Here is a 23800-nt window from a genome sequence, read left to right as displayed (position 1 = left end):
TCGCCGCATTTAGAAGATTTTATGCGATTATTTTTCAACAAAGCGGACATATGTCCTGTGCAAATAATCACGACAATGTGTAGGCATTGTGTACAGATGAGAGCCACTTTCATTTAACCCTTTTTCAGTAACTATTCACCAACGCGCGCGAATTCTGGATTAGCCAATTCACAATTATGCTCATTTAATAATCCTAGAATAGCAAGGTTTAACTCTTCAATTACTTCCATATAAAATGCAAAGTCAACCGTTTCTACGTAGCTTAGTACATCAATTTGTAAAGCCCAAGGTGTAAACCCTTTAAAACGCACTCTACAAGGTTCAAATGCAATATGCTGGTGCTGCTCTAAAAGCTCACGAAGGGCTGTCATAAAAGCTTGTAAGTTTTGCTGTTGGGTATTAGCGCTAAGCATCAGTTTAGGTCGATAAGAAATACGCTCACGCTCAGAAATATTCTCAAGCTGCATATCAATAAATTTAGCATTAGCAACATATATAACAGAGCGATCAAGGGTGCGGATACGCGTAGCCCTTAGCCCTATTTCTTCAATAGTACCAAGATGATTACCAAATTTGCACAAACTACCAATTTTAACCGGAGCCGAAATGTAAATTGTAATAGCCGCTATAATGTTCTCGACTGTTTTTTGCGCAGCCAAAGCAATGGCAAGGCCGCCAATGCCTAAACCTGCTAATAAGGTTGTTGCATTGAAGCCTAGATTCTCAAACCACACAAATAGCAACGAAATAACGATCGTCGTTTTTACAACATTGCTAACAGGTCTCAATAAAAATACAGCTTGTGGTTTATCTTGATTTATAAAGCGTTGGCTTAACCTATGCTTTACTAAATCAACAGCGCGCAAACACACCCACCCCCAGGCAATAAGTAACACAGTTGCACCATGAAATAGAGCCATCACCGCAATAGTGACATTAGACTGATCACTTAATGAACGTGACAGTAATACTGCAAGTAATAAACAAATAGGACCATTTACAAAGCTCAAGAGGTCGTCTTCAACCGCTACCTTTTTATGCCCAAGCACAAAAGTAATTAGCCGAGTAATGACAATCGCTGCAACTAAAAACAACACAAATGAAAAAGCAAAATAGATCCATTGCCATAACATTACGCCTAAAAATTCTAAATCAGGCAAATGCTTATATAACCATTCCCCAATCAAGTTATAGCCAAACTCCTTGGTTAAAAGAGGTATCTGACTAACGGTAGCGTTAGAGATTTTCCAGATCCGATTACCTGTTTTTTCATCGGGCACAAGCTGTAATAAAACCTGCACTTTTCCTTCAGATGTTTTAATTTCTCCCACTAAGTCGCGATAGCTTGGCACATCTTCTTTTTGCTTCCCTTTGGGTTTATTACTTAAGCTATCTACATCTACCCACAACGTGCGATCAAGCACGACTGAAAGGTTTTCTGCAAGTTGTAATTGACCTACAGCTAGCACCTCTTGCGGCAGGTTTCTGTAATCAAGGTAATTTTTCGCACGTTCAAAGTCACGGTTTCGAGCAGCTTTTAAGTAACCTTGCATGGCACTTCGTGGGGTGAGTCGATCAAAGGCATCAAATGGCTGATCATCATCTTGTTCAACGCTGGGGTCAGCGACAGTGGTTGTTACTTCTTCAACTTGAAGGGGGGACTTTTTTTCTTCTTGCTGTTCTTTGCTATCTTTATCGATGAGCGATTTCACGGTTACTTCAGGTGTTGTAGCGAATACAGGGTTAAAAAACAATGCCAATAACCACACCGATAAACTGGTTAAATATAGCGGAAACTTGTTAGCGCAACTCTTCACACATCATTCCTTGTTCGAAAAACATTAAATACGATTACAAATTTTATCCTATAAATTAGAGCATGGTTTGGATAACTGTACAAAAAATAATTAAATACCTATGCAAGCAGTCAGCTAAATGTTAGTTATAAAGGAACATTAGCAAAGGAAAAATATAATGCAGATCTCAAGTTCACTGATCCCTCATTGGTCATCTTTACTTATTCATGGGGCTATCGCCATTATCTTTGGCTTATGTGGTTGGTTTGCACCTCAAGCCTCTTTAGCCGTATTAATGTTTATATTTGCCGCTTACTTCTTTGTAGATGGTTCCATTCGAACCTGGCTTGCAATTGCATCTAAAAAAGACAACCCGCTTTGGTGGATGCTATTAATAGGTGGCTTGATATCAATTGCCGCAGCACTCGTTACTCTGTTTGCACCGAATGTGACTGCTATTTTAATGTTGTACTTTATTGCTGCGTGGGCAATTGCTATAGGGGTAATTGAAATTGCAATAGCCAGCAAACTTCGTAAAGAGATAACTAACGAATGGCTACTAATTGGCAGCGGTATTATTTCAATTATCTTTGGTGGTTACCTGATGTTTAACCCGGGTGCGGGCATAATTACCCTACTTTGGCTAGTTGCAAGCTATGCCATCGTGTTTGGTATTATGATGGTGTTGCTAGCCTTCAAGCTTAAAAAACTTAATGAACAAGCATAAAAAAAGCGGCTAAGCCGCTTTTTTTATTTTTGACTATTACGCCTTGTTAGGGCAATTTCACCATCGATATGAATATCGCGCTGTGGGAAAGCAATGGTAATGTTGTTTTCAGCAAATACTTTATAAATGCTAAAACGCAGTTCACTACGCACTTGGCGAAGCGGTGCTTCTGATTCGGCACACACCCAAAAAATAGCGCTAAAAGTTAAAGAGCTATCTGCAAAGTCATCAAATAACACAGATGATGCCGGTGTTTTTAAAATGGCAGGATGCTCATCAAGAATTTGCTTCATCAGCTTTTCAACTAACACCACGTCTGAACCATAAGCAACACCAACATTCACAAATGAACGAGCATTACGGTCAATCAAGGTCCAGTTTGTTACAGTATTCTCTAGCAAGTGACTATTTGGTACTAGCATGTGCACACCATCGTTACGGCGAATACGAGTTGAACGAGTATTAATAGTTTCAACCACTCCTTTTGCTGTACCCACTTCTAAAAAATCACCAATACGAATTGGTCGCTCCCACATTAATATCCAACCACTAATAAAGTTATTGATAATGTTTTGCGCACCAAAACCAACACCGATTGCAATGGCACCAGAGACAAATGCAAACGCCGTTAGCGGAATATTGAGTACCTCAAGTGAAGTAAACACCAGCACCGCGATAGTTACAACAAGGTAAATACGGGTGAATAAATGAACTGTGTCTGGCCCTAGGTTTTTTGCCAACAATGCTTTTTTAATTAATCGACCTATCCATGTGACCACAAACCACATTAAAAACAGCACCAGAGGCACTTGAATTACTTTAAGTACGGTAATTTGCACGTCGTTATAGGTGAACAACACAAACGATAATGCAGATTGCAGATCAGCAAAGGTCATAAATTAACATTCCTGGTAAAAAGAGAGTTTGATTCAGTTTTGACTAAGTTTAGCACGGCATAATAGGGTAAAACTTGGTAAATACTAAGTTCTTTATGCGCAAAATGCGCTAATTATTAACTCTTTTAGCCCATAGCTGCTATATACATAGGTAAAGCTTGTAGGTTTAGCAGGCTTTGAATAGCACGAGGAGAACACAATGTCACAAATGACACTCACACAAAAACTTGCCACTTTACAACCACTGGTTGATTTAAACTTATTTGAATCAAGTCTAGAATATCGCAACCGCATCTTGAACTTACTTGCTGAACAAGAACAGACACTTGCACTAATCAATAAAGAATTTGGTAATGCAATGCCTGAAAACTTTGGTTCAGAGAAAAAGTTTGTGTTGGGCTACAACTGATCAATGCCAGTTAACTCTAACAAAAATCTAATTTGGCAATCAGCGCCATTTTCAATTTAAGCTAGCCATCACCTTTATTTGATGGCTTTTTAAACACTTTATCCCTGAATCACTCTTTTTTGCGGCATACTTACCTATTAAAGCGACAAACTTGCTTCTTTCTACTTATAAATTTGATAAGTTAGAGAAGATTTATCCACATTTTTGGAGCTCTCATGCGTAAAACCTTAGTAGCAACCACCATTGCTAGTGTTCTTTTATTATCTGCTTGTAGTTCACAACAAGCTGACACTCAAACTCAAGTTGAAACAGCCGCTGAAACACAAACAGCCAATGTTGAAAACATTCTTTTTAAGCCAAGCCCTTTACAGTACATGGCACCAGAGTTTGATAAGCTTTCGACTAAAGACTATGAGCCAGCGTTTGAAGCAGGGATCGCACAACAAAAAGCTGAAATTGCAAAGATTGCAAATAACCCAGAGCCAGCAACATTCGAAAATACCCTTGTTGCAATGGAATACTCGGGTGAATTATTAGACCGCGCTTCTGCGGCATTTTTTAATTTATCGGGTTTAATCTCTGACAGTGAGTACCAACGTATCGCCGCGAAAATGGCGCCGATTATGTCAGCTCACACTGATGACATTTACTTAAACAAAGCTTTATTTGCTCGCGTACAAAGCATTTACGACAATAAATCGTCACTAAATGCTGAAGATCAACGCCTTGTTGATTACTACTACAAAAAATTCGTTAACGCGGGTGCAAAACTAACTGAAGCTGAAAAAGCAAAAATGCGTGAAATAAACGCAGAGCTTGCCAAGCTTTCAACTGAGTTTTCGCAAAACATCTTAAAATCATTTAAAGAAGATGTGATTTTAGTTAAAGATAAAAGCGAGTTAGCAGGTTTATCTGAAGGCGAAATTGCAAGCCTTGCGGCAGCAGCCAAAAAAGCAGGTAAAGAAGGCTACATGATCACACTAGTGAACACGACTCGCCAACCTATCTTACAAAGCCTTGAAAACCGCAAGCTACGTGAAAAAATTTGGACTACATCTGCAACGCGTGCACAAGCGACAAATGGCCCTATTATCATTAAAGAAACCAAGTTACGTGCAGAAAAAGCAGCATTACTTGGCTATAAAGATTGGGCTTCATATGTGATGACTAACCGTATGGCACAAACAACTGAAAACGTTTACGGCATTCTTGATGATTTAGCGCCAAAAGCGGTTGCTAAAGCAGAAGCAGAAGCAGAACAAATCCAGCAAGTAATCAAAAAATCAGGTGAAACGTTTGCACTACAGCCATGGGACTGGGCGTTTTATGCTGAGAAAGTTCGTCAACAGAAGTACGACTTAGACCCAGCTTTAGTTAAGCCTTACTTTGAAATGCAGTCAGTGATCCATGACGGCCTATTCTTTGCGATGAATAAACTTTATGGCATTACGTTCAAAGAGCGAAAAGATCTGCCTGTTTATCACGAAGACGTGATGGTGTTTGAAGTATTCAATGAAGACGGTAGCGCTATCGGCCTGTTCTATATGGACCCTTATGCACGTGAAGGTAAACGAGGTGGTGCATGGATGAGCGCCTATGTTAGCCAAAGCGGTTTAAAAGGCACCAAGCCTGTGATCTACAACGCACAGAACATTCCTAAGCCAGCTGAAGGTCAACCAACACTCATGACTTTCTCTGAAGTAACAACGATGTTCCATGAATTTGGTCATGCTGTACACGGTTTATTCTCTGATGTTAAATACCCAAGCTTAGCGGGTACAGCGACTGCACGTGACTTTGTTGAATTCCCTTCACAAGCAAACGAAGACTGGAATATTGAACCGACAGTACTTGCAAACTACGCCAAGCACTACAAAACAGGTGAGCCAATTCCAAAAGAGTTACTTGCAAAAGTACTTGAGTCACAAAAGTTCAACCAAGGCTTCGATACTACTGAGTATTTAGCGGCGGCACTGCTTGATATGGAATGGCACTCATTTGGTGTTGATGCTGATATCACTGACGTACAAAAGTTTGAACATGATGCATTAGACAAGCACGGTATCGCGTACTACCCAGTACCACCACGTTATAAGTCTTGCTACTTTAGCCACACTTTTGCTGGGGGTTACTCAGCTGGTTACTACGCTTATCTTTGGACTGAAGTATTTGCAGCAGATGCGTTTGCACACATGACTGAACAAGGTGGTTTAACACGCGAAAATGGTGACAATTTCCGTAAAGAGATTTTATCTAAAGGTAACAGCCGCGACTTAATGCAAAGCTATATTGAGTTCCGTGGTCAAAAACCAACTACAGACGCACTATTAAAGCGTCGTGGTTTAGTTGAATAATCACACCGTTATTTAAAGTATGAGGGGAAACCCTCATACTTTTTAGTTATTATCTTAATTTTCACCACGCTTTTATTCCTATTCACCTCAAAGCAATTGTCAGTTAACTCGTTTTTGCTAATCTCAAAGAAAAACACGAGTTCACACATGAAAAACGCTTTACTTTTAGGACTTTGTTCAGCTTTAGCTGCATGTTCATCAACCCTAGATGAGCACGCCGATATCGTGATAGAAAACGCCCAAATTATTGATATGCAAACTGGGGCTATCACAGCAAAGCAATCACTTGCCATTCGCGATGGGATCATCATCAAACGTAGTGATATACCTTTAAGTAGCCAATATCAAAGCTCAACATTTATTGATGCAAAAGGTCAGTATGTCATGCCAGGTTTATGGGATATGCATGTCCATTTTGGCGGTGGTGATGAGCTTATTGAAGAGAATAAACAGCTACTGCCACTGTATTTAGCCTATGGCGTAACAACCGTTCGTGATGCTGCGGCTGATTTGAGTGAATCTGTACTTAGCTGGCGTGAACAAGTAAAACAAGGTCAGTTAGTGGGCCCAACTATTTTTACCTCTGGCCCGAAATTAGAAGGTAAAGGGTCTATTTGGCCCGGTGATTTAGAAGTAGAAACAACCGCAGAAATGCATGCTGCAATGGATCTGTTAGACAGCATGGACGTCGATTTTATCAAAATTACCGACAGCGCTTTAACGCCTGAGCTTTATCTTAAGGCAGTAAAAGAGGTTAAAAAGCGGGGTTACCAAATTTCAGGTCATATCCCATTTTCATTGTCTGTAACTGATGTTTCTAAGGCTGGCCTTGATGCGATTGAGCATATGACCTATATGCTTAAAGCTGCAGCTAAAAACGAAGCAGATATTTCCGCAAAGGTTGCCTCAAAAGAGCTAAGTTATCGCACTGCGCTGCCCATTATCACCGCGCAGTTTAATGAACCAACAGCCGTTGAGAAATTTACAGTTCTTGCTAACAACGACACTGCAGTGGTGCCTACCTTGATTGGTGGCAAAATAACGGCTTACATTGATGAAGACAATCATCAAGACGATGCTTTTTTAGATTATTTGGGTAAAGGTTTAAAAGCAACTTACCAGTGGCGAGTCGATAGAGCTAACAAAGACACGCCCGCACAAATCAAACAGCGCAAAGAGCGTTTTATTAAAACCGCACAGTTACTCCCTATCGCCCAACAAGCAGGTGTGAGCATTATTGCAGGCACAGATGCAGGCTTTTTAAATTCGTATATTTATCCGGGGCTTTCTTTACACCAAGAACTGAGTATTTTTACTGAATATGGCCTAACACCACTGCAAACACTGCAAGCTGCAACTCTTGCGGGGCCTAAGTTTTTAAATAAACAACAGCAATACGGTGCCCTTACCGAAGGGAAAGTAGCCGATCTCATTTTGCTTTCAGAAAACCCACTTATTGATATTCGTAACACACAAACACTAAGCGGTGTTGTCTCGCACAGCACGTTTTACGATAGCAACGCACTCGAGCTATTAAAGCAACAAGCAAAAGCCTTTGTTGCCAGCCAACCCTAACCCCCCCATTGCCCATGACCGCGTATTATCCGTCATGGGCAATTTTAATTTTCAGCCATCTCATATACACTGCCCTTTTTTGCACATAACTCGAATAACATGACCTACTTATTTGCTGTAACCCTGCTTTGGGCCTTTTCGTTTAGTCTTATTGGTGTTTATTTAGCAGGCCAAGTGGATGCATGGTTTAGTGTGTTAATGCGCATTGGCTTGGCAACTTGCGTGTTTTTGCCCTTTTTACACTGGCGTAAAACCCCTAAAGCCTTAGCACTAAAGCTCATGGCAATAGGCGCAGTACAACTTGGTGTGATGTACAGCTTCTATTACCATTCGTTTTTGTACCTTAGCGTGCCCGAGGTACTGCTATTCACGGTAATGACGCCACTTTACATCACTTTGTTAAACGATTTGCTTGAAAAACGCTTTAATGCCAAGTTTTTATTCGCCGCTATGCTAGCTATTTTAGGCGCCGTTGCTATTCGCTATGAAGGCGTCGATGAAAACTATCTCATTGGTATGCTAATGGTTCAGGCTGCTAATATTTGCTTTGCTACCGGTCAAGTAACTTACAAACGTTTAATGCAAGATCAGCAACTCCCCCACTCTCGGGTGTTTGCTTGGTTCTTTATTGGCGCTTTAATTGTCGCACTGATTTGTTACGGCTTATTTGGTGATACCAGTAAGCTGCCCACCACTACTACACAATGGGGCGTGTTAATTTACTTAGGCACGATCGCTTCAGGGCTTGGTTATTTCGCTTGGAATAAGGGCGCGACCATCGTCAATGTAGGTGCGCTGGCAGTAATGAATAACTTACTGATCCCAGCTGGGATCATCGTTAACATTGTTATTTGGAACCGTGATGCTGATATCATCAAGCTTGCCATTGGCGCAGCGATTATCTTATTAGCACTTATTATAAATCAGAAACTTAATAAAACTGCCATGGAGCAATGATAAGCTAAACTCTATTAGATTAGAGGAATGCTGTTATGCGCGCACTGGTTTTATGTTGTTTAGTTTTCATTATTCAAGGTTGTAAGAATCTGCCTGATGAGCAGGCAGTGCAAGTTGGCGCTAGGCCTTACTATTTAATCGACAATATGCCTGATGGGCCGTTAAAGCAGCAACTTGCGGCATGCGGTAATGGCCCTTTTTACAAAACTGATTTTGTCATTGGTCATCGCGGCGCCCCCATGCAGTTTCCTGAGCACAGTAAAGAGTCATATTTAGCCGCTGCAAGAATGGGCGCTGGCGTACTTGAATGTGACGTCGCCTTTACAAAAGACAAACAACTCGTGTGTCGTCATTCACAGTGTGATTTACACACCACTACCAACATTTTAGCGATTCCTGAGCTCGCAGAAAAATGCAGCCAACCTTTTACCCCTGCCAAAGACGGCCAACCAGCTCAGGCTAAATGCTGCACCAGCGATATCACCCAAGCTGAGTTTTTAACCCTAAAAGCTAAAATGGATGGCGCTAATGCAAATGCCAAAACGGTCGCAGAGTATATGCAAGGCACACCAAGCTGGCGCACTGATTTATACGCAAAAAGTGGCACCGTAATGACCCACCAGCAAAGCATTGAGTTATTTAAATCACTAGGTGTAAAAATGACGCCCGAGCTAAAAAGCCCAGAAGTTAGCATGCCATTTAACGGTTTTAGTCAGCAAGATTATGCGCAAAAAATGCTTGATGAGTATCGAGCTTTAGGTGTGAATAGCCAAGATGTTTATCCGCAATCATTTAATCTTGAAGATGTGAAGTATTGGCTAAACAATCACCCTGAATTTGCAAACAGCAGTATTTATCTTGATGGCAGAGATGAGCAAGCACACTTTGATGCCATGGATGAAACAACTTGGCAGCCATCAATGCTGGCTCTGTATAACGATGGAGTACGCATTATCGCACCGCCAATGTGGATGCTTTTAAGCCTTGATGAGTCAGGTAAAATTGTGCCTTCACTTTATGCTATTAAAGCTAAACAAGCCGGGCTGAACATCATTACTTGGAGTTTAGAGCGCTCTGGTCCATTAAATAATGGCGGGGGTTATTATTACCAGTCAATTGCCAGCGTGATTAAACAAGACGGGCAAATGATGAATGTAATAGACGTCCTTGCTAAGCAAGTGGGTGTGATGGCCATTTTCTCTGACTGGCCTGCTACTCTTACCTATTACGCAAGCTGTATGCAGTACCCTGCTTCAAAGAAATAACTGAGCATCAATAAATTTCAAGGGCTTTGACTCGTCCAAAAGGTGGGGCTGAGGTATTATTAGCTAAACCGATTTTACAAGGATTAACATGATTATTCAGCACCATAGCCACGACATAGCGACCAACACAGGAGCAATGCGCACCAGTATTTATCGTCCTGTAGAAGAAGGTAAATACCCGTGTGTTATTTTCTATTCTGAGATCTTCCAAGAAACAGCACCGATTGCGCGCTCTGCTGCAATACTTGCTGGTCATGGCTTTGTCGTATTAGTGCCAGAAGTTTTTCATGAGTTAAATCCTATTGGGACGGTACTTGCCTATGATGATGCAGGTAAAGACAAAGGCAATGCCGACAAATGGGCAAAACCGCTTGAGAGCCATGACTCAGATACTGACGCTTTAATTGCATTTGCGCGTCAGCAAGATTACTGCACAGGAAATGTAGGTGCCATGGGCGTATGTATTGGTGGTCACCTCGCGTACCGCGCTGCATTAAACCCAAGTATCAAGGCCGCTTTTTGTTTATACGCGACAGATATACACAGCGATACCTTGCCTGCACAAGCGGGTAATAACTCGTTTGAGCGCATGGCAGATATTAAAGGTGAAATTCATTTTATTTGGGGTAAACAAGACCCACATGTACCAAAAGAAGGCCGCCTTAAAATTTACCAACAAGCGGTGGCAACAGGAATTAATTACCAGTGGCAAGAGGTTAACGCCCAACATGCCTTTATGCGCGACGAAGGCGACCGATACGACCCAGCCCTTGCGATCAGCATGTATCAACAAGCCGTTGCTTTATTTAACCGAACACTGGTTTAAATTGTCATAGTAGCAACTTGATTAGTAAAATAATCTTTCAAGTAATCAAGTAAAACCCGCAATTTTTTACTTCCCGCCGCCCCTGGCGGGAACACCCCAAAAAGCTCAATATCTGCGGTTTTGTAATCATCTAAGATTGTCCGTAACAATCCCGCTTTGATCCTTGGCAGTGCATCATAAACAGGGATCTTCGCTAAACCATGCCCAGCTTCAACAAAAGCTGTTCGCGCAGCAGCATTATTGGTACTTATGCCACCACTAACAGGCACCTCATAGCGGCGTTTATCTTTTTCGAGTGTGACAATGGCACTACTTGGTTGATACACCACCCACGTATGCTCAGCTAAATCGGCAATGCTCTTTGGTATAGGGTATTTTGTAAAGTAATCGACTGAGCCACATATGCAGGTCGCCAGACTTGCAAACTTAGTGGCTTGTAGATTTGAGCTCTCAAGGGCTACGCCTCTAATCGCTAAGTCATAGCCCTCTTTGATAATATCAACCACATCATCACTGAGCTGTAAATCGATATCAATTTTCGGATACAAACGCTTAAACTGAGCCAGTGCCGGTACCACAAGTTGTAAGCCAACATTCACCGGACAACTCAATTTAATAACCCCAACGGGCTCACTCTTTAAGTTTTCAAGGTGTAAGTTAGCAGCCTCAGCATGCTCAGTGATAGCCTGACAACGTTCGTAATAAGCCATCCCTGCTTCGGTGAGGGCCATGGTGCGCGTTGAGCGATTAAGTAACGTCAGCTTTAATTGCTGTTCTAATTTCTTTAAGTGGTAACTGACAACGGCCCTTGATAAACCAAGTTGTTGAGCCGCTTTAGTTAAGCTGCCTTGCTGCACAATATGGGCAAACACCACCATGCTTTTTAATTGCTCAAACGATACTTTCATACAAACTCCTAATCTAACCTGAATAATTGTATCAATTATTAAACCAATGAAGTCAAATTTATCTGCGTTGTTTAACTCGATTTTCACCCCTATAGTGTTATTAACGATGTTTAATAAGCAAAAAAGGGATTCACTATGTCAGCTAAGAAAATTTTAATGGTACTTACTTCACACGATGAGCTTGGCGATACCGGCCATAAAACGGGCTTTTGGGTTGAAGAATTTGCGGCGCCCTACTACGCCTTTATTGATGCTGGTGCAGAGGTAACTTTAGCCTCTGTTAAAGGTGGCCAACCTCCGATTGATCCTAACAGTGCGGCACCTGATGCTGCAACTGATGCTACAAAACGCTTTGATCAAGACAGCGCAGCACAAACCTTAATGGCTAATACAAAACCTCTGGCTGACGTAAAAGCCAGTGATTACGATGCGGTATTTTACCCAGGCGGCCATGGTCCGCTATGGGATTTAGTTGATAACCAAGATTCGATCAATTTAATTGAGCAATTTCTTAATTCAGATAAGCCAGTAGGTGCAGTGTGTCACGCCAGTGCAGTATTACTTAATGCGAAAAATGCAGCTGGTAAATCTGTAGTGTTTGATAAAAAAGTAACTGGCTTTAGTAACTCAGAAGAAGACGCTGTACAGCTTACCAATGTAGTGCCATTACTTGTTGAAGATGAGTTAATTAAACAAGGTGGTCAGTATCAAAAAACCGATGATTGGGGCGAACTTGCGATTGAAGATGGCCTACTAATCACAGGGCAAAACCCTGCAAGTTCAGAGCTTGCTGCGAAAAAACTACTTACCAAATTAGGTTAACCCAAGCCTTTAGTAAACACCTTGCTTAGCAAGGTGTTTACCTTCACTTTTAATAAGTTATACTCATTCGGTCACCTTGATTTAAGAGCTTCTCATCATGACTGAAAAAAAAGCTGTCAAACTTTCTCCTATCAGTAGTAAGCGATTCGCCATTTTAGGCATTATGCTGGTGTGCTTGGTACTACAAATAATTAATACCCTACCCGGCATCAATTTGAATGGTTTAGGGATTTTACCAAGGCAAATGTCAGGTCTATCAGGGGTGTTTTTTGCGCCATTTTTACATGGTGGTTGGGCGCACCTTTTTAGTAACCTAGTGCCATTTGCTATTCTTGCATGGCTAGTTTGCCAATTTAGCGTAAAACGCTTTTGGCTGGTGTTTGCAGGCACAGCGCTTATTGGTGGATTACTAGTATGGCTATTTGGCCGCAGCAACATTCATGTTGGTTTAAGTGGTGTAATCTATGGTTTATGGGGCTACTTAATTTGCTACGGCATTATGCACCGCTCATTCAAAGCAATTTTAATCAGTATTGCGGTTGTTGTGTTATACAGCGGCCTAATTTGGGGTGTATTCCCGCAGCGCATCCATATTTCATTCGAAAGCCATTTATTCGGCGCAATTAGCGGCGCATTCATCGGCTATATTATGGCAAAACGTAATAAACATAAGAATCTGAAGCTTTAAACTTAAAGCTTCTAGCTTCTCAGCTTCATTGTCACCATCACAACGCCATGGTCGGTGCTTTGATCATCATAGGCAAATTGCGGGTTGATCAAGTGCTGATCGTAGGTGTGATAATCCACCACTTCAAAAAAACTGCTCTGAAACCCAGCATCAAACTCTCGAGATAACAAAATATAATCAAACACTGAGCTGCTACTGCCAAAATAGTGGGTTGCTTCTCTATCATTTTCGATTACAACATGGCGCTGATACAGTTGCCAACTATCTTGTAGTTTAAACTCTGAACGAGATGGGCTATTTTGCCTATGACCGCTAAAGCGAAGATGATCAGCTATTAGGTGGTTAAGCACACCATCGTGTAACTCATTATTAAAATCCCCCATTACAATCACCGGGTTATTGCTGTGCGCTCTGCGTTTAATAATTTCAACGAGTAACAATACGGCTTCACTGCCACGCTGTATGCTGGATGCCCAGCGTCCAAGAGCTTGTGATTTTAACTGCATAACTAAGTTTTGCTGTTCACTGTGGCTTTCATCATCCTGATGATGGAGCATGCTGCGCTTTGATTTAAAGTGCACCACATAGCAATCGACGTGCCCTAAGTGAGGTACTTCAAGTGTCGCACGAATAATGCGGCGACTAAAGTTGAAATTAGCGCTTAAGCCCATGGCTAAAGCATCATCTTGCACTGCCTCAACCTGACTTACATCGACAATTTTATAACGTGAGGCAATCGCGACAACTGGATCGCGATAAATAAAGTCATCAATGACAGTCGGCTCATCAACTACTGCAAAATAGGGGTAACCCTCTGCGTTAACTTGTTGTTTCAGTTCATTGATACTGAACACTTCTTGAAAGCCAATAATGTCTGGCTGCTGATTTTTAAGGTAATCGGCCAACCAGCGCTGCTTTTTGGCCCATTGCTCAGCACTATAAATACGCTGAAAATCATAAAATGCGTCAGGTGGCGCTAAATAATTATATAAATTAAATGTTGCGACCTTTAATTGATTATAGTCTGTCACTTATGTCCTTGTTCATATAGCCATTCGCGAGCGATTGTTGCATCTTCAAAGTACTTAACTTCGCCACTGGTAAACCAATTACCAACTTTCCTAGCAACTTGTTGCCATTTTTTATTACCCAGTACCGCAATGCGACAAAACTCTTTGTTATGTTTTAAGCCAAATTTAAAATCATCCCACGCCGCTTGTAATTCCCATCCTTCAAGCTCTGTTATATCTACAAACACTCTCATTTTGACCCGAGGCACCGAAGCAAGTGCATTATCAACCAGTGGCGTTAAGGTCGAATAATCGTCGTGAGTCAATTTACCCACCACTTTTAAGGTAAGGTAAAAGGTAGTGCCTGTTCGCTCTAAACCAATAGCTAAGCCATGCTTTTTCATAACAGCCTCCTGAAAATTATTTAAACTTAACAAGTTAACAATATCGACATAATACTATTTTATAACTCTACTTCCCTTGCTTAGGTTGATCAACTAGGATGGTAATCTCGTAATAACATTCATTAAAGCACAATTTAGGGAGTTTCAATGAGTAATACCGACAGTTATACGCCACCTAAAGTGTGGCAATGGGATGCAGAAAACGGTGGTGAATGGGCTAAGACTAATCGCCCGGTCTCAGGTGCGACCCACGAACAAGACTTGCCCGTTGGTAAACACAACCTTCAACTCTACTCACTTGCAACACCGAATGGTCAAAAAGTCACCATTATGCTCGAAGAGCTATTAGAGCTAGGTATTGATGAAGCCGACTACGATGCATTTTTAATTAAGATCGGCGATGGTGATCAATTCTCTTCTGGGTTTGTTAGTGTAAATCCTAATTCAAAAATTCCAGCCTTAATGGATCACAGTACTACACCTGTTACTCGCGTGTTTGAGTCAGGGGCTATTTTACAGTACTTAGCAGAGAAGTTTGATGCACTGATCCCAAGCGATCATACTAGTAAAACAGAATGTCGCAATTGGCTGTTTTGGCAAATGGGTTCTGCCCCCTACTTAGGCGGTGGTTTTGGCCATTTTTATAGCTATGCACCTTATAAAATGCAGTATCCGATTGACCGCTTCACAATGGAAGTTAAACGTCAGTTAGACGTGTTAAACCGTCACCTAAGTGACCATGATTATATGGCGGGCAGTGAATACTCAATTGCCGACATTGCTGCTTGGCCTTGGTATGGCAGCCTAGTGCTTGGCTATTTATATGATGCAGCTGAGTTTTTAGATGTCGAGTCATATAGTCATGTAATACGCTGGGCAAAACAAATCGAACGTCGCCCTGCCGTAAAACGTGGTCGCCGAGTAAACCGCACATGGGGTGATGAAGCTGAACAATTAGCTGAACGCCACTCTAAAGATGATTTTTAAGGGCTTAACGGCCCTTTTTCATAAATACTAACTATATGAAAAAACTCAGCAAAGAAGACATATACCAACGCCTTAGTAACACCGAAGATGCCCGTGCCTGCAAAGCAATTGATGAGGCGGCTTGTAAAGTCGTACCCGGCAATTTTATTACCTTATTAGTGAGCCAACTATTTAGTAAGTTTGCCGATGCCTTGTTAAACCCAAAGGTAACCCTGCCTTGGCTGTTACAAAGCATTAATGTGCCGAGCAGTTTTATTGCTTGGCTTGTGCCTATTCGTGAATCAGGTTCTATGTTGCCACAGCTGGCGATAGCAAGTGCCATTCGTAAGCTGCCCGTCAGAAAGTGGGTGTGGGTAATTGGCGCGATTGTGCAGGCTTTGTGTATTGTGGGCATGTTGGTTTGTGCTTTAACGCTGCAAGGTACAAACGCTGGGTTTGCTATTATTGCTCTTTTGATTGTTTTTAGCCTTGCTCGCGGCTTTAACTCTATTGCTGCAAAAGATGTATTAGGTAAAGTTATTCCTAAACAACAGCGCGGAGGTATAAGTGGTCTTGCTGCCAGCTTTGCCGGATTTGCAACACTCACCTTCGGTCTTGGTTTGTGGTATCTACAAAGTCTTGGTTATGAGAATGGAGTGTATATTGCACTGATGCTAGCTGTGCTTATGTGGGTTTTCGCAGCGCTTAGTTACAGTCGTATTAAAGAATACAAAGGCGCAACAGAAGGCGCTGAAAACGGCTTGCTACATGCTCTTAAAAAACTAAAACTGCTTTACCAAGACAAGCAATTTGCACATTTTATAATTACTCGTGCATTGTTATTGTGCTCGGCCTTGAGCGCCCCTTTTTATATCGTACTTGCCAGTGAACAAGCTTTCGACTTTTCATTGCTTGCTACGTTTATGGCGCTATCAGGACTAGCAAACTTAGTATCCGCTCCTATTTGGGGTAGGCTCAGTGATTTGTCTAGTCGCCGCGTTTTAGTGCTTGCTGCGATACTCGTTACTTTTAATGGCTTTGCTGTTTATTTGGTTGCTTACTTAAGCCCATCCACTCTCAATGAGTTTTGGTTATTACCACTGTGTTATTTTTTACTCACTGTAGCTCATCAAGGAGTACGCCTTGGCCGTAAAACCTATCTTGTTGATATGGCAGAAGGTAACAAGCGTACAGACTATGTCTCTGTTAGTAATACAGTGATCGGGGTTATCTTACTTTTACTTGGCAGCGTTGGCTTACTAAATGCGTACTTAAGCACCGCCGAGCTTATATTATTTTATAGCCTTTTAGGCTTGGTAGGTGCTATTAGTGCTTGGTTTTTACCAGAAACTTAATTCAAAAAGGCGACCAAAGTCGCCTTTTCTCTTCAGTTTTTCAAATTCTTATCGAAGAACTCTAAAAACGCTTTCAATGTTTTAATTCGATACGGCTGATGCGACAAATAGTGGTCACCATCTTCAAGCTCAATATAGGTTACGTCTTTGCCTTCGTCTTTAAGCTCATCTTCCATTTCTCGGCTATGATAAACAGGCACCACGTTATCATCAGAACCATGAACGAGTAACACTGGGCGATTAATTTGTTTTGCAAAATTAACTGGCGAGACCTTTTCTAATTTATCGCCATCAGTACCAAATTGCTTACGCACAATTTCTTTATTGGTGAAATATCGTGCCTTACTAACAATACGCTCAAGATCTGTGACACCAGCAAAGCTGGCCGCACATTTGAATGTTTCAGGGTGCTTAACCACCGCCATTAGTGCGGCATAACCACCATAACTTGCTCCACCAATACAGATTTTATCTTTATTAGCGATACCTTCACCAACAAGCCAATTCGCGGCATCTTGCAAGTCATCTTGCATTTCTTTACCAAAACCTTGTACAGCAGCCATTTCAAATTCATGACCATAACCACTTGAACCACGAAAGTTTGGTTGTAGCACTGCATAACCATTATAGGCAAGCAACGCAGTCCAGTAGTCAAAGTCTGCGTAATCTCGAGCCATTGGGCCGCCATGTGGGAACACAATGGTAGGCAATTTATCACCTTTTTTATAACCCACAGGTAAGGTTAAATACCCTTCAATAGTTAAACCATCACGGGCTTTATAACTGATTTTCTTTTTACCGCTGTAAACTGTGTCATCAATATCCGGAAATGCCGATACAAACACTGTTAACTCGTTCGTATCACGGTTACCTAACATATAGGTGCCGGGGATTTGCTCACCTGTAACCAAAACCACATATTGACGTTGATCTTTGCTGGTATCAATAATATCAATATCAAACTTATCTGCTGGCAGTACAGCGCGTAAGCCATTATAAAGGTTGCTTAAATCTTCATCCCAGTAATGGATCCCCTCATCAAGCTGTGAGTGAGTAAACCCTGCGACTTCACCAGTTAAAGGTGAATAGAATATATGACCGTCGAAGTCAGAGTTATCATCGCTAAACACTAACTCTTTATTCATGGTCGTTAGGTTCATTTTATAAAGCGCATCGTAGCCATCTTTAAGTGCTTTGTAATAAATAATATTAGGGTCTTTATCAAAGCCCAAAACACTTACTACATCAGGGCTAAATGCTTTATATTTGAATAATGTTTTACGTTTATCTCTATCTTCGTCATATAGAATATATTCAAATTCGTCTTCATCCATTTTAAGGGCAATACGTACATTGCCTTGGCGGTCAATAATCCAATCGGTAACTTTGTTGAATGAACGCTGCACTTTCTTTTTACGAAGTGTATATAAATCAAGTTCATACACACCTGGCGCATTAGCAAAATCAAAGTCACCTTGAACTAAGATTTTGTCTTTTTTACTCGGTAAAAAACTGATGACCTGATCGCCAAATTGCGGTTGGCGCTTGTCACGATTAAAGTCTGCTTCATTGGCTGGTCTAACTTTGCCTTTATCGTTAATGTTATAAGCATACATAAAAGTTGTTGAATATTTTGGGCCACCAAATTGACGTTGGATACGGCGTGCACCTATCAACAAAACTTCATCATTCGCCCACTCATACCAATCAAAGAAAATAGTGTGGTTATCTGAACGGATCAGAGAGTTGACTTCTTCTGTTTTACGGTTATAAACCGTTAACACCAACTCTCCATTTACATTTCGAATAAACGATAGATGACTACCATTTGGTGAGAGCTTTACTTGACTAAAAGCCCGTAAAGAGGCGAATGATTCTACAGGGAGTTGCGTGTTTTCAGCAGCACGGGGCATTAAGCTTAGTACCGCAAATAGTGAAAGCAGTAAGTACTTCATCATAAAGTCCATTTCATTTTTTACTGTTCCTAAATAATAACATTAAAAGAAAATAAAAGACTATGTAAGAAATTTCACCTCTGACAATCATTCGTTTAAAACGAACAAAGTACTCGATTAAAAGCATTATTAATTTATTTTTTGCTAATTATAATGACTGCACAAATTCAGTTTTCTTAGGTGACATGATGAAAAAAGTACTTGTGTTAAATTCATCTTTAAATGGTGAACAAGGTAATTCAACCAAGCTTAGCCAACAATTTGTTGAGCAGCTTGCTAACAACCAACAAATTTCAGTAACAACTCGCGATTTAAGCGACAATGCCATTGCTCACTTAACGCAGACAGAAATGGCTGCCTGGATGACTGATGCAAACGAACGCAGTGATGAACAAAAAGCACTTGCTGCAATATCTGACGATTTAATCGCTGAACTTAACGACAACGAGTTAATCGTTATTGGAATGCCAATGTATAACTTTGGTATTCCTTCGACATTTAAAGCTTGGATTGATCGTATTGCCCGTGCAGGTATTACCTTTAAGTACACTGAGCAAGGCCCTGTAGGTTTAGTTGAAGGCAAAAAAGTAGTGGTACTTGCAGCGCGTGGTGGTATCTATCAAGGTACCGACATGGATACACAAACTAAATACTTAAAAGATGTACTTGGTTTTGTAGGTATGACTGACGTTCACTTTATTTATGCTGAGGGCCTAGCGATGCCAGACGCAGAGCAAAGTCTAGAAGCAGCGAAAAACGAAATCAACACATTTGCTGCAGCACTATAATCAGCAAAGTGTAAAAAAGCGGTCATCATGACCGCTTTGTGATTTACGCTGTGACCGATAACAGCGAATCACCTTCAGATAAAGCAAACTTTTCTTGCACAGAGGCTAGAATCGCTTCTTTATCTTCTTCTCCCAGTTGATCAGAATATTGCGCTAACAACTCATCTAAATAACTGACAACCTCTTCAGTATCAACCTGCTCTAGTGAGTTACCACTTGGCGGCGGTGGTGGACCAGGCGGGCGTTCACCTTCAGGACGACCTAATTCACCGACTTCAGCGGCATCAAAGCCAGCTTCAGCCATAATTGCTTCCATTTCTTGACCAGGTTGAATACCTGCGTCCATAAATGTTTGCATAATGGATTGTGCATCTTCTGCAGTTAAGTTTTCAGGATCAAACTGAGCTAAGGTTTCATTCATTAACTCTGTTTGTTCACTGGTTAACGGCTCTGCTTGCGGTCGTTGCATGGGCTGAAAATTCGCACTCGATGAAACACTGTTGATCATCGTTGATTTTCCTTACGTTTTGGTGGTTTATGGTTGTTGAACTCGTCTTCAGTTACTTCACCATTTTGATCAGCATCCATGTCATTGAAAATGGTTTGCAGCATATCTTCTGGCATAGGCTGCTCACTAAACTCAGTAAAATCAATCACCCCATTGCCATCAATGTCAATCGTCGGAAAGTCAGGTCGTGGAGGTGGACCGCCTTGATGGTCGCGAGCAAAGCAAGCGGGCGCTGTGGCTAACAATGAAATAGCTAAAACAGAAAGTGCAGATAAATGCTTCATAGCGAACCTCTTATGTCATTCAATTGACCGTAAGCATAATCTGAATGCAAACCAAAAGTGTGTGGGTAATATGCAACAAATGTGGAAACTTTGTGGATTGCGTTAGCAATTAATCGAAGTTGTAACTTGTTACGTATGAAAAGCAAAACAATTTTCCAACACAACGATTATGGCAAGCTTAAATAAGCAAAAAGTGAATCTTGTTTGGTTCAAACGTGACCTAAGACTTTCTGATCATCAACCACTTGCCAATGCGATTGCATCAGACCTGCCCTGCATACTGATTTATAACTTTGAGCCACTGTTGCTCGAAGATCCCCATTACAGCTTAAGGCACTGGCGTTTTGTTGCTCAGTCACTTAAAGACATCAACCAACAACTCGAAAAATACAACGCTGAAATCACCATTTATAATCAACAGATGATTACATTGCTAGAAACACTCAATGACGAGTTTGAAATTGCTGGAGTTTATAGTCATGAAGAAATTGGGCTTTACAACACTTTCGAGCGAGATAAACAAGTAAAACTCTGGCTAAATAATAAAGCTATTCCATGGCATGAAACGCCATTAGGAGGAGTAAAACGAGCACGACCAAAACAGTTTGATTGGCAAACTCATTGGCACGAGGTGATGAACCAACCTCTCGTAAAACCAAATTGGCAAGCTTTTAAAGCCGTACTACCTAATAATTATCAAGCAGCAGAGTGTTTTGACGATTTTCTAAACCACGATCCTCAGTTTCAATATGGCGGCCCTCATGAAGCAAGAGCCTGTCTTAAAAGCTTTATAGAACAGCGAGCTAAAGGCTACCAAAGCGGTATTTCAAGCCCATCAGAAAGTAGAGATTCATGCTCAAGACTCTCTCCATATTTAGCATGGGGGAATTTAAGCCTAAGACAGGTTTATCAAACATTGAGATACTACCTACCAAAACAACCTAAAAGTTGGCGACGTTCATTGCATGCCTTTGAGTCACGATTACATTGGCATTGCCATTTTATGCAAAAGTTTGAAACTCAATGCAGCATGGAGTTTGCTCCGCAAAACACAGGCTACCAGCACTACCCTTATCGCGATGATGATCACCTTGATGAGCACCTAAATCGCTTTGAGCAAGGCCAAACAGGCATTCCTATTATTGATGCCTGTATGCGCTGCCTCAAAGCAACTGGTTACATTAATTTTAGAATGCGCGCTATGTTAGTCAGCTTTATGACCCACCATATGAACATTCACTGGCATCCTGTTAGTTTAATTTTATCGCGTTATTTTTTAGATTTTGAACCGGGAATTCATTACCCACAAATCCAAATGCAAGCATCGGTCACAGGAACCAACATCATTCGTTTATATAACCCAATAAAGCAATCTGAAGATAAAGACCCAGATGGCATATTTATTAAAACATGGTGTCCTGAGCTTAAAGAGCTGCCTGTAGAAGATATCCACCAGCCATGGCAACTGCCGCCAATGGAAGCTTTGTTTAATAACTTTAAACTAGGTGAAGACTACCCCGAGCCTATGGTCGATATAGAAAAGGCTGCCAAACAAGCACGTGAGCGATTATGGTCATTCCGAGAACGTGATGATGTAAAACGCGGCACAAAAGCCGTACTGCGTAAGCATGTGATTAGCCTAAAAAGGCAACGTCATGGCACATAAAAAACTTAATTTACCCAGCAAAACCTGTCCCGTATGTGACAGGCCATTTGTGTGGCGTAAGAAGTGGCAACGAGACTGGCAGCATGTTAAATATTGCTCTGAGCGTTGCAAGCGCGAAGCGAAAAGAAATATTGGCGTTTAAGTTGCAACTATATCGTTAACTCACACTTTTCGGCACGAAACCCTGAAAGCTTTTCACGGTCGTCGAAAAATTTACAAAGGAGATGACGATGACGATTAAAAAATCTGCACATACAAGTTGGTCTGGTGATATTAAATCTGGCAAAGGCTACATTTCTAGTGAAAGCGGTGCACTTGATAAACAGCCATTTGGCTTTAACACCCGCTTTGAAGGCAAACCGGGCACTAACCCCGAAGAACTTATTGCTGCTGCTCATAGTAGTTGTTTTAGTATGGCACTGTCGCTGGCACTAACCGAAGCAGACTTTGTGGCTGACGACATAACCACCAAAGCAACCGTTAGCCTAGATGAGGTTGACGATGGCTTCGAAGTAAGCCATATCGCACTAGATGTAAGTGCGAAAATAAAAGAAATTTCGAGCGAAAAGTTTGAGCAACTTTGTGAGCAAACCAAGCAAGGCTGCCCTATTTCTAAACTGATGAATGCTGAGATATCACTCACCACAAAGCTTAATTAATCCCGTTCGGCCAAGCACTGCTTGGCCTTTTCATAATCTAACAGGCCCACAACACTTTATTACAATGTAAATTCCTGCTTGTTGTATTATCTTTATGAAACAAAAACCAAATACAACAAGGATATGTATGTTTAAACAACTAGCCCCTATTGCACTTGCAACGCTCGCTTATTCAAGCTATTCAACAGCCGCAACAGAGCAACAGGTGAGTAAACAGTGGTTCAATAGTATCAATTACACTCACGTAGAGCATGACAGATATAGCTTTAATGGCTACCAATTAGCAAGCCATTATTACTTTGAAGAGCAGCAGAGCTCGGGTGTGCTCGATGATTATGGCTACCTAGATACAGATTCAAACATCCTAGTCAATTACTCAGGAGGAGATTATTACAATGACATTGGTATATTTGGCGAGTATTTTTTAAATAACTGGTTTGCTGTAGCCGATATAAGGGATGTGAGGGATTTAGACAATTACACTCTAGGTATAGGCTACTTATTTGCCGATGCCTTAAAAGTTTCTGTAAATAGGGATGTGCGTGAATATGGTGATGATTATTTCCGCTTGAAAGCGCAATATAACCTCCAAATCAACGATAAGGATTACCTTGGTTTTAGCGCAGAAACAGATGATGAACTCGACGTTTGGAATCTCTCGGCCAGATACTTTAATCACTTAAGCGGCAGCCATTACATTACCGTTGATGTTGGCCATCAAGACAGCGTTAATGATTCAGCAAGTAATGCCATGATCAGCTATTACTTTGGCGAACACTATGCCATAGGTGCAGGTTTGGATGATTCTGAACTCGTTTTACAAGGTAAGTACTTTATTAGTGATAAATATTATTTAACCGCTAATTACACTGAAAGCGGCTCAGCTGAACTCTACAACCTCAAGTTTGTTGCCCAATTCTAAACAGAAATGAGTCAACAGTTTTAAACAAAAACGCCGCTATAAAGCGGCGTTTTCAGTTTA

The 23800-nt window shown here is 41.2% G+C and carries 24 protein-coding genes; 16 read left to right on the top strand and 8 right to left on the bottom strand.

The genetic code is table 11. From position 1 onward, the window contains the following. Positions 1-131 precede the first annotated feature (131 nt). On the bottom strand, positions 132-1817 hold the full coding sequence (locus tag ACSFVZ_RS10095; RefSeq protein WP_435558766.1) for a mechanosensitive ion channel family protein: 1686 nt from the start codon (positions 1815-1817) through the stop codon (positions 132-134). Between the two features lie 157 nt (positions 1818-1974). On the opposite strand from ACSFVZ_RS10095, the gene ACSFVZ_RS10090 reads away from it, so the two are divergent. Beyond that, entirely contained in the window at positions 1975-2523 is a 549-nt protein-coding gene (locus ACSFVZ_RS10090) for an HdeD family acid-resistance protein (protein ID WP_135925692.1), read from the top strand. A 23-nt stretch (positions 2524-2546) separates the two neighbouring features. Here ACSFVZ_RS10090 and ACSFVZ_RS10085 read toward each other — a convergent pair whose 3' ends face one another. Further along, complete coding sequence (locus tag ACSFVZ_RS10085; RefSeq protein WP_135925693.1) at positions 2547-3419, bottom strand: mechanosensitive ion channel family protein; 873 nt, start codon at positions 3417-3419, stop codon at positions 2547-2549. 199 nt (positions 3420-3618) lie between these two features. Here ACSFVZ_RS10085 and ACSFVZ_RS10080 point away from each other — a divergent pair, with 199 nt between their 5' ends. The 6 genes from ACSFVZ_RS10080 to ACSFVZ_RS10055 all read left to right on the top strand — a co-directional run bounded on the left by ACSFVZ_RS10080 (position 3619) and on the right by ACSFVZ_RS10055 (position 10805). Further along, complete coding sequence (locus tag ACSFVZ_RS10080) at positions 3619-3828, top strand: hypothetical protein (protein ID WP_135925694.1); 210 nt, start codon at positions 3619-3621, stop codon at positions 3826-3828. Between the two features lie 215 nt (positions 3829-4043). Next, entirely contained in the window at positions 4044-6182 is a 2139-nt protein-coding gene (locus ACSFVZ_RS10075; protein ID WP_235382307.1) for a M3 family metallopeptidase, read from the top strand. Positions 6183-6329: 147 nt separating this feature from the next. Further along, positions 6330-7757, top strand: coding sequence for an amidohydrolase family protein (locus ACSFVZ_RS10070; protein ID WP_435558765.1), 1428 nt, complete (start codon positions 6330-6332; stop codon positions 7755-7757). A gap of 99 nt (positions 7758-7856) precedes the next feature. Beyond that, positions 7857-8714: a carboxylate/amino acid/amine transporter gene (locus tag ACSFVZ_RS10065; RefSeq protein WP_435558764.1), complete on the top strand. Its 858-nt coding sequence runs from the start codon at positions 7857-7859 to the stop codon at positions 8712-8714. Between the two features lie 35 nt (positions 8715-8749). Continuing rightward, positions 8750-9979 carry a glycerophosphodiester phosphodiesterase family protein gene (locus ACSFVZ_RS10060; protein WP_435558763.1) on the top strand — a complete coding sequence of 410 codons (1230 nt, stop codon included), beginning with the start codon at positions 8750-8752 and terminating at the stop codon, positions 9977-9979. Between the two features lie 88 nt (positions 9980-10067). Then, positions 10068-10805 (top strand): dienelactone hydrolase family protein, encoded by a 738-nt coding sequence (locus ACSFVZ_RS10055; protein WP_135925699.1) that lies wholly within the window; start codon positions 10068-10070, stop codon positions 10803-10805. Here the strand turns inward: ACSFVZ_RS10055 and ACSFVZ_RS10050 are convergent. Beyond that, positions 10802-11713: a LysR family transcriptional regulator gene (locus ACSFVZ_RS10050; protein ID WP_435558762.1), complete on the bottom strand. Its 912-nt coding sequence runs from the start codon at positions 11711-11713 to the stop codon at positions 10802-10804. The genes ACSFVZ_RS10055 and ACSFVZ_RS10050 overlap by 4 nt on opposite strands. 135 nt (positions 11714-11848) lie before the next feature. On the opposite strand from ACSFVZ_RS10050, the gene ACSFVZ_RS10045 reads away from it, so the two are divergent. Both ACSFVZ_RS10045 and ACSFVZ_RS10040 read left to right on the top strand, forming a co-directional pair. Next, positions 11849-12535, top strand: coding sequence for a type 1 glutamine amidotransferase domain-containing protein (locus ACSFVZ_RS10045; RefSeq protein ID WP_135925701.1), 687 nt, complete (start codon positions 11849-11851; stop codon positions 12533-12535). 97 nt (positions 12536-12632) lie between these two features. Then, on the top strand, positions 12633-13223 hold the full coding sequence (locus tag ACSFVZ_RS10040) for a rhomboid family intramembrane serine protease (RefSeq protein ID WP_435558761.1): 591 nt from the start codon (positions 12633-12635) through the stop codon (positions 13221-13223). An 11-nt stretch (positions 13224-13234) separates the two neighbouring features. On the opposite strand, the gene ACSFVZ_RS10035 is transcribed toward ACSFVZ_RS10040, so the two are convergent. Continuing rightward, positions 13235-14254 (bottom strand): endonuclease/exonuclease/phosphatase family protein, encoded by a 1020-nt coding sequence (locus ACSFVZ_RS10035; RefSeq protein WP_435558760.1) that lies wholly within the window; start codon positions 14252-14254, stop codon positions 13235-13237. Beyond that, a complete protein-coding gene (locus ACSFVZ_RS10030) occupies positions 14251-14637 on the bottom strand; it encodes a SpoIIAA family protein (protein WP_435558759.1) in 387 nt (128 codons plus the stop codon). Before ACSFVZ_RS10030 ends, ACSFVZ_RS10035 begins: the two co-directional genes overlap by 4 nt. 147 nt (positions 14638-14784) lie before the next feature. On the opposite strand from ACSFVZ_RS10030, the gene yghU reads away from it, so the two are divergent. After that, on the top strand, positions 14785-15624 hold the full coding sequence (gene yghU, locus ACSFVZ_RS10025) for a glutathione-dependent disulfide-bond oxidoreductase (RefSeq protein ID WP_435558758.1): 840 nt from the start codon (positions 14785-14787) through the stop codon (positions 15622-15624). Positions 15625-15659: 35 nt separating this feature from the next. Continuing rightward, entirely contained in the window at positions 15660-16958 is a 1299-nt protein-coding gene (locus ACSFVZ_RS10020; protein ID WP_235382314.1) for an MFS transporter, read from the top strand. A gap of 32 nt (positions 16959-16990) precedes the next feature. On the opposite strand, the gene ACSFVZ_RS10015 is transcribed toward ACSFVZ_RS10020, so the two are convergent. Then, positions 16991-18913 carry an alpha/beta hydrolase family protein gene (locus ACSFVZ_RS10015; RefSeq protein WP_435558757.1) on the bottom strand — a complete coding sequence of 641 codons (1923 nt, stop codon included), beginning with the start codon at positions 18911-18913 and terminating at the stop codon, positions 16991-16993. A 188-nt stretch (positions 18914-19101) separates the two neighbouring features. On the opposite strand from ACSFVZ_RS10015, the gene ACSFVZ_RS10010 reads away from it, so the two are divergent. Continuing rightward, the gene (locus ACSFVZ_RS10010) at positions 19102-19701 is read left to right on the top strand and encodes an FMN-dependent NADH-azoreductase (protein WP_295510491.1); all 600 of its coding nucleotides are present in this window, start codon (positions 19102-19104) and stop codon (positions 19699-19701) included. 43 nt (positions 19702-19744) lie between these two features. Here ACSFVZ_RS10010 and ACSFVZ_RS10005 read toward each other — a convergent pair whose 3' ends face one another. Both ACSFVZ_RS10005 and ACSFVZ_RS10000 read right to left on the bottom strand, forming a co-directional pair. Further along, a complete protein-coding gene (locus ACSFVZ_RS10005; protein ID WP_235382316.1) occupies positions 19745-20209 on the bottom strand; it encodes a hypothetical protein in 465 nt (154 codons plus the stop codon). Then, complete coding sequence (locus ACSFVZ_RS10000) at positions 20206-20493, bottom strand: EF-hand domain-containing protein (protein WP_435558756.1); 288 nt, start codon at positions 20491-20493, stop codon at positions 20206-20208. The genes ACSFVZ_RS10005 and ACSFVZ_RS10000 overlap by 4 nt, the downstream gene beginning before the upstream one ends. Positions 20494-20662: 169 nt before the next feature. Between ACSFVZ_RS10000 and ACSFVZ_RS09995 the strand changes: the two genes are divergently transcribed. From ACSFVZ_RS09995 to ACSFVZ_RS09980, 4 genes are all read left to right on the top strand, one after another. Continuing rightward, on the top strand, positions 20663-22159 hold the full coding sequence (locus ACSFVZ_RS09995; RefSeq protein ID WP_435558755.1) for a cryptochrome/deoxyribodipyrimidine photo-lyase family protein: 1497 nt from the start codon (positions 20663-20665) through the stop codon (positions 22157-22159). Continuing rightward, complete coding sequence (locus ACSFVZ_RS09990; protein WP_135925712.1) at positions 22149-22301, top strand: DUF2256 domain-containing protein; 153 nt, start codon at positions 22149-22151, stop codon at positions 22299-22301. Before ACSFVZ_RS09995 ends, ACSFVZ_RS09990 begins: the two co-directional genes overlap by 11 nt. Before the next feature lie 88 nt (positions 22302-22389). Beyond that, positions 22390-22818: an OsmC family protein gene (locus ACSFVZ_RS09985; RefSeq protein WP_435558754.1), complete on the top strand. Its 429-nt coding sequence runs from the start codon at positions 22390-22392 to the stop codon at positions 22816-22818. A gap of 127 nt (positions 22819-22945) precedes the next feature. Further along, complete coding sequence (locus ACSFVZ_RS09980; RefSeq protein ID WP_435558752.1) at positions 22946-23740, top strand: putative porin; 795 nt, start codon at positions 22946-22948, stop codon at positions 23738-23740. Positions 23741-23800: the final 60 nt, after the last annotated feature.

Origin of the sequence: Pseudoalteromonas nanhaiensis, assembly GCF_051235485.1 — a bacterium.
GTDB lineage: Bacteria > Pseudomonadota > Gammaproteobacteria > Enterobacterales > Alteromonadaceae > Pseudoalteromonas > Pseudoalteromonas lipolytica_C.
The sequence above is the reverse complement of the archived record's forward strand: the minus strand, read 5'-3'. Positions and strand labels throughout refer to the sequence as shown.